The 12191-nt window shown below is 65.2% G+C and carries 14 protein-coding genes; 4 read left to right on the top strand and 10 right to left on the bottom strand.

The window, feature by feature from the left end:
- Positions 1-29 precede the first annotated feature (29 nt).
- Complete coding sequence (locus NLN62_RS21580) at positions 30-917, bottom strand: dienelactone hydrolase family protein (protein ID WP_254110108.1); 888 nt, start codon at positions 915-917, stop codon at positions 30-32.
- A gap of 202 nt (positions 918-1119) precedes the next feature.
- Here NLN62_RS21580 and NLN62_RS21575 point away from each other — a divergent pair, with 202 nt between their 5' ends.
- The 4 genes from NLN62_RS21575 (at position 1120) to NLN62_RS21560 (ending at position 4594) form a co-directional block, all read left to right on the top strand.
- On the top strand, positions 1120-1848 hold the full coding sequence (locus NLN62_RS21575; protein WP_254110107.1) for a LuxR family transcriptional regulator: 729 nt from the start codon (positions 1120-1122) through the stop codon (positions 1846-1848).
- 86 nt (positions 1849-1934) lie between these two features.
- Complete coding sequence (locus NLN62_RS21570) at positions 1935-3230, top strand: O-acetylhomoserine aminocarboxypropyltransferase (RefSeq protein ID WP_254110106.1); 1296 nt, start codon at positions 1935-1937, stop codon at positions 3228-3230.
- A 5-nt stretch (positions 3231-3235) separates the two neighbouring features.
- Entirely contained in the window at positions 3236-4018 is a 783-nt protein-coding gene (locus NLN62_RS21565) for an alpha/beta fold hydrolase (protein ID WP_254110105.1), read from the top strand.
- Between the two features lie 72 nt (positions 4019-4090).
- Positions 4091-4594, top strand: coding sequence for a DUF6496 domain-containing protein (locus NLN62_RS21560; RefSeq protein WP_254110104.1), 504 nt, complete (start codon positions 4091-4093; stop codon positions 4592-4594).
- A gap of 19 nt (positions 4595-4613) precedes the next feature.
- Here NLN62_RS21560 and NLN62_RS21555 read toward each other — a convergent pair whose 3' ends face one another.
- The 9 genes from NLN62_RS21555 to NLN62_RS21515 all read right to left on the bottom strand — a co-directional run bounded on the left by NLN62_RS21555 (position 4614) and on the right by NLN62_RS21515 (position 12191).
- Positions 4614-5567 (bottom strand): aliphatic sulfonate ABC transporter substrate-binding protein, encoded by a 954-nt coding sequence (locus NLN62_RS21555; RefSeq protein WP_254110103.1) that lies wholly within the window; start codon positions 5565-5567, stop codon positions 4614-4616.
- Between the two features lie 27 nt (positions 5568-5594).
- Positions 5595-5804 (bottom strand): hypothetical protein, encoded by a 210-nt coding sequence (locus tag NLN62_RS21550; RefSeq protein ID WP_027520729.1) that lies wholly within the window; start codon positions 5802-5804, stop codon positions 5595-5597.
- Positions 5805-6310: 506 nt separating this feature from the next.
- Positions 6311-6922 (bottom strand): pyridoxamine 5'-phosphate oxidase family protein, encoded by a 612-nt coding sequence (locus tag NLN62_RS21545; RefSeq protein ID WP_254110102.1) that lies wholly within the window; start codon positions 6920-6922, stop codon positions 6311-6313.
- A 16-nt stretch (positions 6923-6938) separates the two neighbouring features.
- Positions 6939-7535 carry a phosphonate metabolism protein/1,5-bisphosphokinase (PRPP-forming) PhnN gene (gene phnN, locus NLN62_RS21540; protein ID WP_254110101.1) on the bottom strand — a complete coding sequence of 199 codons (597 nt, stop codon included), beginning with the start codon at positions 7533-7535 and terminating at the stop codon, positions 6939-6941.
- On the bottom strand, positions 7532-8689 hold the full coding sequence (locus tag NLN62_RS21535; RefSeq protein WP_254110100.1) for an alpha-D-ribose 1-methylphosphonate 5-triphosphate diphosphatase: 1158 nt from the start codon (positions 8687-8689) through the stop codon (positions 7532-7534). Before NLN62_RS21535 ends, phnN begins: the two co-directional genes overlap by 4 nt.
- Before the next feature lie 11 nt (positions 8690-8700).
- A complete protein-coding gene (phnL, locus tag NLN62_RS21530; RefSeq protein WP_027520733.1) occupies positions 8701-9399 on the bottom strand; it encodes a phosphonate C-P lyase system protein PhnL in 699 nt (232 codons plus the stop codon).
- Positions 9400-9407: 8 nt separating this feature from the next.
- Positions 9408-10202, bottom strand: coding sequence for a phosphonate C-P lyase system protein PhnK (gene phnK / locus NLN62_RS21525; protein WP_027520734.1), 795 nt, complete (start codon positions 10200-10202; stop codon positions 9408-9410).
- On the bottom strand, positions 10195-11091 hold the full coding sequence (locus NLN62_RS21520; RefSeq protein WP_027520735.1) for an alpha-D-ribose 1-methylphosphonate 5-phosphate C-P-lyase PhnJ: 897 nt from the start codon (positions 11089-11091) through the stop codon (positions 10195-10197). The genes phnK and NLN62_RS21520 overlap by 8 nt, the downstream gene beginning before the upstream one ends.
- A complete protein-coding gene (locus NLN62_RS21515) occupies positions 11088-12191 on the bottom strand; it encodes a carbon-phosphorus lyase complex subunit PhnI (RefSeq protein WP_254110099.1) in 1104 nt (367 codons plus the stop codon). The genes NLN62_RS21520 and NLN62_RS21515 overlap by 4 nt, the downstream gene beginning before the upstream one ends.

The following is a 12191-nucleotide window of genomic DNA, read 5'->3' as shown; positions in this document are numbered from 1 at the left end:
ACGCACGCCCCGTGCTGCGCACGCAGCCGTCAGCTCAGCACACCGTACTTCCTGAACCAGGCCTGCGTCTGGGCCCAGGCATCCTCCGCTGCGTCCTTGCGGTAGCTGGGGCGATAGTCGGCGTGGAAGCCGTGCGGGGCGTCCTTGTAGATCTTGAACTCGGCCGTCTTCTTGTTCTGCCCGAGGGCGGCCTTCATCTGCTCCACCTGCGCGACCGAAATGCCGGTATCGGCTTCGCCATAAAGGCCGAGCACGGGCGCCTTCATCTCGGGCGCGAGCTGAAGCGGGCTCTTCGGCCACAACGGATTGGCGGGATCGACGAGCGAGCCGTAGAACGCAGCGGCCGCCTTCAGCGCATCGCTATGCGCGGCATACTCCCAGACGTAGCGCCCGCCGCGGCAGAATCCGATCATGCCGAGCCTGCTGGTGTCGGCGCCCTGCGACGCGGCCCATGCAACCGTCGCGTCGAGATCGGCGAAAAGCTCGGCATCCGGCTTGGCGTTGACGATCGGCCGGAGCTCGTTGACGTCGGTGATCTTGGTCAGATCCGGGCCCTTGTTGAAGTAATAGTTGGGCGCGATCGCAAGGGCGCCGAGCTTGGCGAGGCGCCGCGTCACGTCCTTGATGTATTCGTGGAGGCCAAAAATCTCCATCGCCACCAGGACCACCGGCGGACGGCTGACGCCGGCCGGACGTGCATAGTAGCCGGGCATTTCGCCCTCGCCGACCTTGATCGTGGCATCCCCGGCCTGAAGGCCGGTCGTGTCGGTGGTGATGACTTCGGCGCGAACGGGTCCCGCTGCAAGCGTGTAGCCCGCGGCGACCGCGGCGGTCGCGCTCATGAAGGTGCGGCGCGAGACCGGAGCGACCCTGGTCAACCCGATTACGTCGGCAGTCATGGTGGTTTCGGCAGTCATTCGGCTTGTCCCTTTGTCTGATGTTCGAGCGCGATGAATTCCATCGGCAATTCGGGACCGAATAGCAAGTCACCAGCCTGCGAGGACCCGCGGACGTGAAGTTAGCTCCGCTGGTTGCGAGCGCTGACTCGGCGTCCTACACTCGATGGCCGGGCCGGGTCGCGCAGCGCCGATCCGTCAAAGTCCGCTCGGGGGATGCTGGATGGACGTGATCCGCAGTCGCGCGTTCGAATTCGTCGAGAAGGTCGGGACGCTTCCCGACGCAGCCAGCGTCGTCGACGCCATGGGCCGCGTGCTCGGCCAGCATGGATTCGACTATTTCTGCTGCACCTATGTCGCTCCGCTGTCGACCGAACCAGCGCGCAAGGCCGTTCTCGCCGAACGGCTGCCTGCCGGCTTCCTGGATATGTATTCGAAAGCACAATATGTCTGGGACGATCCGGCGCTGCGCCATTGCAAGGCGACGGTCCGGCCGTTCCGCTGGTTCAGGGAGGCGCCCTATGATCCGGAGCGGGAGCCACGCGCCGCCGAGCTGGTGCGGCGCGCCCGCGACTTCGGAATGGTGGACGGCTTCATGATCCCGGTCGCCTCGCCCACGGGCCGCATGGGGCAGGTCTATTTCGGCGGCGCCGCGATCGAGCTGCCGGACCGTGAACTGCCCGCGCTCCATCTCATGGCGCTTTATGCGTTCGACCGGGCGCTGCGACTGCGCGGCCGGCCCGACGTCCCGCAGCTCGCGTTGTCCTTCCGTGAGCGCGAGGTGCTGACGCAGGCGGCGCTTGGCCGATCCACCGACGAGATCGCCGATGCCCTGAACATCACGGGGCGCACGGTGAAGGCCCACATCAAGAGCTGCTGCGAAAAGCTCGGCGCGGCGACCCGCACGCAGGCCGTGATGATCGCGATGCGCGACCGCATCATCTCGCCGTAATCCGGCCCGGTCGACGTACAGGCTGACGCCGCGCGTCGATTTGTGGCACAACGGCCATCCCCGCCGACCGACCAACGAGGCCAAGCATGCCCGCACCCAAGCCGCCTGCCTTCGAAACCCTGAGCCTGCATGCGGGCCAGCATCCGGATCCCGCGACCGGCGCCCGTGCGGTGCCGATCTACCAGACCACGTCCTACGTGTTCCAGGATACGGACCATGCGGCGGCGCTGTTCAATCTGGAGCGCGCCGGCCACATCTACACGCGGATCTCGAATCCGACCACGGGCGTGCTGGAGGAGCGGCTTGCGGCGCTGGAGGGCGGCGTCGGCGCGATCTGCACCGCCAGCGGCCAGGCGGCGATGCATCTGGCTATCGCTACACTTCTCAATGCCGGCGACCACATCGTTGCGTCGAGCTCGCTCTATGGCGGCACCATCAACCTGCTCGCACACACGCTGCCGCGCTTCGGCATCACCACGAGCTTCGTGAAGCCGCGCGACCACGATGCGTTCCGTGCCGCGATCAGGCCGAATACAAAACTCGTGATCTGCGAGACGATCGGCAATCCGGGGCTGGAAGTCCTTGATATCCCGAAGGTCGCTGATATCGCGCATGATGCGAAAATTCCGTTTCTGATCGACAACACCTTTGCCACGCCCTATCTCAGTCGGCCGATCGAGCTCGGCGCCGACATCGTGATGCATTCGGCGACCAAGTGGATCGGCGGCCATGGCATCGCGATCGGCGGCGCGGTCGTCGATGGCGGCCGCTTCGACTGGCGCGGGTCGGGCAAGTTCGCCGTGCTCACCGAGCCCTATGCCGGCTATCACGGCATGGTCTTCGACGAGCAGTTCGGCACGGCTGCCTTCATCATGCGCGCGCGCACGGAAGGATTGCGCGACTTCGGCGCCTGCATGTCGCCGACCAACGCGTTCCAGCTCTTGCAAGGCGTCGAGACACTTCCCGTGCGCATGGACCGTCACATGCAGAACACGCACGCCGTGCTGGAGGCCTTGAAGTCCAACAAGGCCGTCGACTGGGTGCTGCATCCCTCGCTGGAGACCCACCCGGACTATCAGCTCGCAAAGCAGCTGCTGCCGCGCGGCGCCGGTTCGATCGTCTCCTTCGGCATCAAGGGCGGCCGCGCTGCGGGGCGCAAGTTCATCGAACAGCTCCGCATGATCAGCCATCTCGCCAATGTCGGCGACGCCAAGACCCTCGTGATCCATCCCGCGAGCACCACGCATCAGCAGATGGATGTCGAGCAGCTCAAGGCGGCCGGCATCGGGGAAGAGCTGGTTCGTCTGTCGGTCGGCATCGAGACCGCCTCCGACATCATCGATGATCTCGCCCAAGCGCTGCGCATCTCGCAAAAGGTCTGAAAGCCATGAAGCTCTCCGTCAACGGCGCCGAGGTGTTTGTCGCAACCGGCGGCCGCGACTTCGACAAGTCGCTGCCTGCCGTCGTGTTCATCCATGGCGCGGGTTTTGATCACTCGACCTGGGCGTTGCATACGCGCTGGTTCGCCCATCACGGCTATTCCGTGCTGGCCCCCGACCTGCCCGGCCACGGCCGCTCGTCTGGACCCTCGTTGTCCAGCATTGCGGAAATGGCGGACTGGACCGCCGCCCTGCTCGCCGCGGCCGGCGTGGCGAAAGCGCACCTGATCGGCCATTCGATGGGATCCCTGATCTCGCTGGAGGCCGCGGCGCGCCACCCCGACAAGGTCTCGGCGCTGAGCCTGATCGGCACGGCCGCAACCATGACGGTCGGGCCTGATCTGTTGAAAGCCGCAGAGGCCAACGACCAGGACGCGATCGACATGGTCTCGATCTGGGGCCTCGGCTTCAAGGCCGAGCTCGGCGGCAGCCTCGCACCGGGTCTGTGGATGCACGGCGGCGCGCAAGCCGTGTTGAAGCACTGCGAGCCGGGCGTGCTGTTCAAGGATTTGTCAGCCTGCAATTCCTATGGCAACGCGCTCGCGGCGGCCGCGACTGTAAAGGTGCCGACCACGCTGATCCTGGGCGAACGGGACATGATGACGCCGGCGAAAGCCGGCAGGGCTCTCGCAGCGGCGATCCCTCATGCGAAGACCGTCGTGGTGCCGGGCGCGGGCCACATGATCATGGCGGAGCGCCCCGACGATCTGCTGGCGGCGTTGAAGGGCTAAAGAGGATCAATCTGCCGTTCTGCGCGTTGCGGTCAGGACTCCCTCGTCAATCTTTTGAAGGGAACCTGACTCATGCCAAGACGAGAAATCATTCGTAAGGCCAGGCAAGATAAACGCGAAGGCAAATCGCCGAGTACGCAGGCCGGCGAATTCGTGAAGGACGAGATCGACAAGATCCGCAAGGGCAAGCACGGCGCGCGTTCGACGCGCCAGGCCATCGCCATCGGTCTTTCCGAGGCGCGACGCGCCGGCGTCGACCTGCCGCCACCTCGCAAAGGGCGTACGAAGAAGGCGACGCGCCGCAGCGCCAAATATGCCTATGAGGCCGGCCAGGGCAAACGGCATCCAAAGCGCCGGCCACGCGTCTCACGCGCCGTGGAGAATGTGCTGAAGAAGGAGCCGCGCGGGGCCGCTTCACGCCGCGCGCTCTCGAAGCAGGCCAAGCGTGCCGCGAGCCGGCGTAGCGCAGCCTCACGTTCGGCAGCCGCGCGCAAGGCGAGCCGCACCAAGGGCGCGAAGGCTCGTTCCACCGCCGCCAAGAAGGCGGCGCGCACCAGGGCGCGCCGCCGGAGTTGATGAAGATGAGCGTTCGGGTTCAGGAACCCGGATTCCACTTCCAGACGACGCTCGAGACGTCGATCGACTTCGGGATCAAACCAAGCTTTGCGAAGCGGTCGGCGATCGCCTGCTGACTCCTGATCACCTCCGCATCGAGCGGCACGACGCGATTGTTCGAGCGATCGACGAAGCGCCTGATCGCCTCGATATCGACGCCGGTCGCCTCGGCCTGCGCTTTCGCCACCTCCTCGTGATGGCTCTCGGCCCAGACGCCCTCGGCTGCAAACGTCGCGTTGAGCTTTGCGACCAGCGAGGGGTATTTTTCGACGAAGTCGGAGCCGGCGATGTAAAAGGAGTTCGGCTTGTGTACGTCCTTGTCGAGGACGAGCACGCGTGCGCCCTCCTTCAGCTCGGCTAGCGCGAAGTACGGGTCCCAGATCGACCAGGCATCGACCGCCCCTTTGACGAATGCCACTGTCGCATCGGCCGGCGCAAGCGGCGCCGGCGTGATGTCGCTCCAGGCGACGCCGCCCTTCTCGAGCGCCGCGACCAGGAGATTATGCGCGCTCGATCCCTTGCCGAAGGCGATGCGCTTGCCCTTGAGATCGGCGAGCGTGTGAATTGGCGAATCCTTCGGCACGATGATCGCCTGGGAGGTACCGTCCGATTTCACCGCCGCGACATAGCGGATCTTGGCGCTGCCGGCCTGAGCGAAAATCGGCGGCGCATCACCGACATAGCCGAAATCGACGCTGCCGACATTGATGGCTTCCAGCAGCGGCGGACCGAACTGAAAGTCGACCCATTTGATCTCGATGCCGAGCGGCTTGAAGGCATCCTCGATCGTGTGACGTCGTCGCACCGCCGGGAAGAAGCCGCCCTTTTGCGTGCCGATGCGGATTTCGGTCGGCTTGTCTTCGGCGCGAGCGGGAGCAGCCAACGCGGTCGCAAGCAGCAACGCGGTGGTCAGGATGGATCGTCGTGTGATCATGACAGATGATTCCTTATCGTTGCCGCTTCAGATGGCGAAAAGCGATTGATTGAGGAGATGGCGCCGTTCGGAGAACACGGCTCGTGCGGCGCGCTCGGCGTCACGGGCGGAACGGAACTGGCGGCCTTCGAGACTGTCGAACAGGCGCTCGGAGGAGAAGAAGCGGAAACCGCGCGCATCTCGCGCGATGATGCCGGCGGTGCGGTCGTGGACTTCGATGATGTAGGCTTGGGTCATGGCTGCTCGTTCGCCGAGGATGTCGGCGTTTCTGTCTCTGAAATTTGCGATTGCAGGTGCGGCTGAAGTGACGATCAGCAACAACAACAGCGGCCGGTCGCCGCAGAGAAACAGCGGCGCGTCATGCGCTTGCGCATGTCGCTTTGAACTCGCTGGTCATTCGTTCTCATGCTGCGGTCTTCGGCATCGCGGGAGCAGTTTCGATACGACGAATATCGGGCGATTGACGCGATCGGTCAATGAAATGGCTATCCATATTTCGCGCGGAGGCGCGTGGGCGCTTCTCTCGCCGCATCGCCCGACAAATGGAATAATCTCGCGGTCGCTTCACCTCGCCCCGCCCGTGGGGAGAGGTCGGATTGCATCGAAGATGCAATCCGGGTGAGGGGGACTCTCCGCGAATCCGCCTTTCACCGTTTGCGTGGAAGCAGCCCTTCACCCCAACCCTCTCCCCGTAAGAACGGGGAGAGGGAGAGGAGAAGAACGGGAGAGAGGGTAAGACAGTATCACCACATCGTCGCGGCCGCGCGGGCGGGCCACGCGCGGTCGTACCCTTCGCCGCCGACCTTGTTCTCGCTCATCTCGGCGAGGATCTGGCCGGGCGTCGGTAGAGTCTTCGGATCGACGCGCTTGTCGGGATTCCAGAGGTCGGAGCGGACGATGGCGCGGGCGCACTGGAAATAGAGCTCATCGATGGTCATCACCATGACGCTGCGCGGCGCCTTGCCGTCGACCTCAAAGGAGGCGAGCAGCTCCGGATCCACCGAGATGTGCGCCCGGCCGTTGACTCGGATCGCGTTGCCGGAACCGGGGATCAGGAACATCAGGGAGACGCGCGGATCACGAACGATATTGCGCAAGGAATCAATGCGGTTGTTGCCGCGGCGGTCCGGCAGCATCAGCGTCTTCTCGTTGTGGATGCGCACGAAGCCCGGCAGATCACCGCGCGGCGAGCAGTCGATGCCCTCCGGACCAATGGTGGCCAGCGCGGCAAAGGGCGATGTCTCGATGAAGACGCGGTAGAGCGGCGTGACGTGATCAGCGACCTTCACGGTCGAGGCGTCGTTGGTGACGCCATAGATGGCCTCGAGCTCCTCGACCGTCGTAATCACCGTCATTCCACCTGCTCCTTTGCTACTCGCGCCAGCATTCGTTGCGGATCACCCGAACGAGCTGGCGGCTGTGATAATCGGCGCTGCCGGCATTGACAATCGTGACGTCGGCATGCGCCGCTGCGTCGTCGACGTTGCGGCTGAGCCGCTCCGTGATGTTGCCGTCGCTGCGGCGCGCCCGCGCGGCGAGGCGCTGGGCAAGGACGTCGGGCGGCGCCGTGATCGCGACCACCACGACGTTGGCATAGGCCTGGCGCAGCGCGCCGATCACCGTGCGCGAGACGTTGACGACGACCGCGCGGCCGGCACGGATATCGTCGTTGATCTCGATCGGCAGCGCATATGAGAGGCCATGTGCCTGCCAATGCGCAGCGAAATCGCCGTGGTCCAGCGCGCGGCGGAATTCGTCCGCAGTCACGGACACATTGTCCTCGGCTGCGGACGCCTCCCGCGTCACGATCCGGCGCGGAAAGACCACATCGTGATCTTCAGTGAGGGCGGCTTTGGCAAGACCAAGCAGCGTATCCTTGCCGGCTCCGCTGGGACCAACGACCAGAACCAGACGTCCGTGCCCGATCTCCGCGATCTGTTGTGGCGCAATTGACGGGCTTTCGCTCATGCGACGCGTCCTCCTTCCCGCCAGACGCTGCGGACCACGGGAACGCCGCCTGCCACATGGACGCGGATCAGATCGGCGCGCTTGCCGACCGCGATCTCGCCGCGATCGGAAAGCCCGACGGCCTCGGCCGGCGCCTTCGTCACCGTGCGGATCGCGGCCGGAAGGCTGATCGCCGGCACATGCTGCGGCAGTTGCAGCGCAGCCATCAAAAGGCTCGACGGGATGTAGTCGGACGACAGGATGTCCAGGAGCCCCTCGCGCGCGAGATCGACGGCGGCGATGTTGCCGGAATGCGAGCCGCCGCGCACCACGTTCGGCGCGCCCATCAGGATGTCGATGCCGGCTGCGTGCAGGCCGCGCGCAGCTTCCACCGTAGTCGGAAACTCCGCAACCGCGACACCGTCGCGGATCGCGTCGGTCACGTTCTCCTCGGTGGTGTCGTCATGGCTCGCCAGCGGAATTTTGTAGTCCTTCGCCAACGCCACGATCTCGCGCATGTTGGTCGCGGCATAGGTCTGCTGGTAGGTGAAGCGTCTGGCAAAGAGCTCATCGAGCTGGGCGTCGGTCATGCCGCCGCCCTTGCCGCGGTAATAGTCGCGCAGCTTGACTTCGTCGCGGAACTGACGCTGGCCCGGCGTGTGATCCATCAGCGACATCAGCCGGACGTCGGGGCGGCCGACCAGCTCCTTGGCCTCCTCGACCACGCTCGGCATCGGGATCTCGCAGCGCAGATGGAGGAAGTGATCGGCGCGTAGCAGATTCTTCCCGCGCGCCGTGGCGATCGCAGCGGCGAGCGTGCCGGCGCGGCCATCGACCTCCTCGGCTCCGTCCTCGCGCCAGACCCGCAGCGAGTCCAGCACCGTGGTGATGCCTGATGTCGCGAGCTGCCCATCATACGAGATGACGGCGGCGACGGGATCCCAGAACACCTTTGGACGCGGTACGTAGTGTGCTTCCAAATGATCGGTGTGCAGTTCGATCAGGCCCGGCGTGATCAGATCGCCGCCGGCGTCCTCGGCGCCCGCAGGCGCCCTGCCCTCGCCGATCTCGGCGATGCGCCCCTTTGCAAGGGCGATCCAGCCCTGCTCGATCACGCTGTCAGCCAGCACGATCCTGGCGTTGGCGATCACGGTTTCATTCGGCTTCACGTTCATTTCCAGGTCCTTCACGCCGCGGCGGCAAAACGGGTGACGTCGACGATGCGGTCGGCGATCAGATGGCGGATCTCGTCGTCATGGACGATCGCGACCATGGCTGTGCCCTTGCGTTTTTTCTCGGCGATCAGCTCGACCACGACGGCGCGGTTGGCGGCGTCGAGCGAGGCGGTCGGCTCGTCAAGCAGCAGGATCGGCAGCACCGGAATGAAGCCGCGCGCGATGTTGACGCGCTGCTGCTCGCCGCCGGAGAAGGTGGCGGGCGGAAGCTGCCAGAGACGCTCGGGAATGTTGAGGCGATGCAGAAGCGCGCCTGCGCGATGTTGTGCCTCGGGCCGCGCCACGCCGCTCGCGATCAGCGGCTCGGCGACGACGTCGACTGTCGCAACGCGCGGCACTGCGCGCAGGAACTGGCTGACATAACCGATCGTGTCGCGCCGGACATTGAGGATCTGCCGCGGCTCGGCGCTGGCAAGGTCGATCAGCGTGCCGCGATGGCGGATGCCGATGCGGCCGCCGTCGCAGCGATAATTGCCGAAGATCATCTTCAGGATCGACGACTTGCCCACGCCCGACGGGCCGGACAGCACGACGCATTCGCCGGGATTGACGTGGAACGTTACACCGCGGACCACGGGCAGCTCGACACCACCCTGGAGGTGCATCGTAAAGGTCTTTTGCGCATCGGCGACGTCGATCATGGCAGTCATCGGGCGGCTCATGGCGGCAGAATCGAGGAGACGAGAAGTTGAGTATAGGGCTCGCGCGGGTCGTCGAGCACCTGGTCGGTCAGCCCAGTCTCGATGACGCGGCCACCCTTCATCACCATCACGCGATGCGACAGCAGGCGCGCCACCGCGAGATCGTGGGTGACGATGACGACAGCGAGATGCAATTCGGCAACCAGGTTGCGCAAGAGGTCGAGCAGGCGGGCCTGCACGGAGACATCGAGGCCGCCGGTCGGCTCATCCATGAAGACGAGGCGCGGCTCGGTGACGAGGTTGCGGGCGATCTGGAGGCGCTGCCGCATGCCGCCGGAATAGGTTTTCGGCGCATCGTCAATGCGCGCGACGTCGATCTCGACGCGCTCGAGCCAGTTTGAGGCGGTGTCCCGGATGCGACCGTAGTGATTCCATCCCACGGCCATCAGCCGTTCGCCGACATTGGCGCCGGCGGAGACCGCCATGCGCAAGCCCTGCGCGGGATCCTGATGCACAAAGCCCCAATCGGTGCGGAACAGGAAGCGCCGCTCGGCTTCGCCGAGCGTGGCGAGATCTCGCGTGACGCCATCGCGCATCCGGTAGGACACATGGCCGCTGCTCGCCGCAAGCTGGCCGGAGAGAAGCTGGAGCAGCGTCGACTTGCCGGAGCCGGATTCGCCGACGATCGCCAGCACCTCGCCCGGATAGAGCGCGAAGGAGACGTCGCGGCAGGCGGCGATCCTGCCGTAGGATTTGCTCAAGGCTTCCGCGACCAGCAGCGGCTGATCGTTCTCAAGCACAGGCTCAGCCATTTGATTCCCCTTGCGCCTTCTCCTTGTACGGCGCGGCGCTCAGGCTGCCGTGGTGGCCGGCGGCCTGGCGGCCCTCGCAATAGTCGGTGTCGGAGCACACGAACATGCGCCCACCCTTGTCGTCGGTGACGATCTCATCGAGATACGAATTCTCCGCACCGCACAGCGCGCAGGGTGCGTTGAAGCGGTAGGGCTCGAAGGGGTGATCCTCGAAATCGAGCGACACCACCTGCGTGTAGGGCGGGATCGCATAGATGCGCTTCTCGCGGCCGGCACCGAAAAGCTGGAGCGCCGGGCAATTGTCCATCTTGGGGTTGTCGAATTTCGGCGTCGGCGACGGGTCCATCACGTAGCGCGCGTTCACTTTTACCGGATAGGCGTAAGCGGTAGCGATGTGGCCGAAGCGAGCGATGTCCTCGTAGAGCTTGACATGCATCAGGCCGTATTCGGCGAGCGCATGCATGCGCCGCGTCTCGGTCTCGCGCGGCTCGAGGAAGCGCAGGGGTTCGGGGATCGGCACCTGATAGACCAGCACCTGGTTTGGCCCAAGCGCCGTCTCCGGGATGCGGTGACGGGTCTGGATCACGGTCGCATCAATCGTCGCAGTCGTGGTGGCGACGCCCGCGGTCTTGGCGAAGAATTTCCGGATCGAGATCGCGTTGGTGGTGTCGTCGGAACCCTGGTCGATCACCTTCAGCACGTCATCGGGTCCGAGAATCGCGGCCGTGACCTGCACGCCACCGGTGCCCCAGCCATAGGGCATCGGCATTTCGCGGCTGGCAAACGGGACCTGGTAGCCGGGAATCGCGATCGCCTTGAGGATCGCACGGCGGATCATCCGCTTGGTCTGCTCGTCGAGATAGGCAAAATTGTAGGCAGGCGCGTTCATTCCGCGGCCTCCTTCATCGGCTCGACGTCGTTGGCCTCGGCAAATTCCTGTCGCAGCTTACGCAGCAGGCCAAGCTCGGACTGGAAGTCGACATAGTGCGGCAGCTTCAGATGCTCGACGAAGCCGGTGGCCTGGACGTTGTCGGAATGCGACATCACGAACTCCTCGTCCTGCGCCGGCGCAAGCACCTCCTCGCCGAGCTCGCGCGCCCGAAGCGCGCGATCGACCAGCGCCATCGACATGGTCTTGCGCTCGCTCTGGCCGAAGACGAGGCCATAGCCTCGCGTGAAGCAGGGCGCTTCCGTCGCCGAGCCCTTGAACTGGTTGACCATCTGGCATTCGGTGAGCTCGATCGCGCCAAGCGGCACGGCGAAGCCGACGTCCTCGGCGAAGAACTCGACCTCGACCTCGCCGAAGCGGATCTCGCCGGCGAACGGATGGTTGCGGCCATAGCCGCGCTGGGTCGAATAACCCATCGCCAGCAGAAAACCTTCGTCGCCGCGTGCGAGATTCTGCAGCCGCAGGTCGCGATCGGCTGGAAAATTCAGCGGCTCGCGCGTGAGATCGCCGATGGGCACGCCGTCTTCTACTTGCGGCGACGGCTCGATCAAGCCATCGCGACCGAGAATGTCGGTCACGCGCGGCGTGGCCGCAGGCGAGGCTTCGGCCGTCGCCGGCTCATCCGGCACGAAACCTTCGGCAAGACCCGGATCGAGCAGGCGATGCGTGTAGTCGAAGGTCGGCCCGAGGATCTGCCCGCCCGGAATGTCCTTGAAGGTCGATGACACCCGCCGCTGCACCCGCATGGCGCCGGTGTCGACCGGCTCGCTCGCGCCGAAGCGCGGCAAGGTGGCGCGGAAGGCGCGGACCAGGAAGATCGCCTCGATCAGGTCGCCGCGCGCCTGCTTGATCGCAAGCGCAGCAAGCTCGCGATCATAGAGCGAGCCTTCGCTCATGACGCGATCGACGGCAAGGCCGAGCTGCTCGGAAATCTGATCGAGCGAAATTTCGGGAACGCCCTGATCGCCGCGCCGCGCGTGCGCCAGCAGGCGATGGGCGTTCTCGATGGCGCGTTCGCCGCCTTTGACTGCGACATACAT

The organism is Bradyrhizobium sp. CCGUVB23 (genome assembly GCF_024199885.1).
Lineage (GTDB): Bacteria > Pseudomonadota > Alphaproteobacteria > Rhizobiales > Xanthobacteraceae > Bradyrhizobium.
Note: the sequence above shows the minus strand (reverse complement) of the source record. Positions and strands in the feature narration are given on the sequence as shown.

Coding starts and splice junctions, on each gene's coding strand:
- NLN62_RS21535 (WP_254110100.1), bottom strand. CDS start 8,689: ATGAACGTGAAGCCGAATGAAACCGTGATCGCCAACGCCAGGATCGTG.
- phnL (WP_027520733.1), bottom strand. CDS start 9,399: ATGACTGCCATGATCGACGTCGCCGATGCGCAAAAGACCTTTACGATG.
- phnN (WP_254110101.1), bottom strand. CDS start 7,535: ATGAGCGAAAGCCCGTCAATTGCGCCACAACAGATCGCGGAGATCGGG.
- NLN62_RS21555 (WP_254110103.1), bottom strand. CDS start 5,567: ATGATCACACGACGATCCATCCTGACCACCGCGTTGCTGCTTGCGACC.
- NLN62_RS21560 (WP_254110104.1), top strand. CDS start 4,091: ATGCCAAGACGAGAAATCATTCGTAAGGCCAGGCAAGATAAACGCGAA.
- phnK (WP_027520734.1), bottom strand. CDS start 10,202: ATGGCTGAGCCTGTGCTTGAGAACGATCAGCCGCTGCTGGTCGCGGAA.
- NLN62_RS21565 (WP_254110105.1), top strand. CDS start 3,236: ATGAAGCTCTCCGTCAACGGCGCCGAGGTGTTTGTCGCAACCGGCGGC.
- NLN62_RS21570 (WP_254110106.1), top strand. CDS start 1,935: ATGCCCGCACCCAAGCCGCCTGCCTTCGAAACCCTGAGCCTGCATGCG.
- NLN62_RS21515 (WP_254110099.1), bottom strand. CDS start 12,191: ATGTATGTCGCAGTCAAAGGCGGCGAACGCGCCATCGAGAACGCCCAT.
- NLN62_RS21575 (WP_254110107.1), top strand. CDS start 1,120: ATGGACGTGATCCGCAGTCGCGCGTTCGAATTCGTCGAGAAGGTCGGG.
- NLN62_RS21550 (WP_027520729.1), bottom strand. CDS start 5,804: ATGACCCAAGCCTACATCATCGAAGTCCACGACCGCACCGCCGGCATC.
- NLN62_RS21545 (WP_254110102.1), bottom strand. CDS start 6,922: ATGACGGTGATTACGACGGTCGAGGAGCTCGAGGCCATCTATGGCGTC.
- NLN62_RS21580 (WP_254110108.1), bottom strand. CDS start 917: ATGACTGCCGAAACCACCATGACTGCCGACGTAATCGGGTTGACCAGG.
- NLN62_RS21520 (WP_027520735.1), bottom strand. CDS start 11,091: ATGAACGCGCCTGCCTACAATTTTGCCTATCTCGACGAGCAGACCAAG.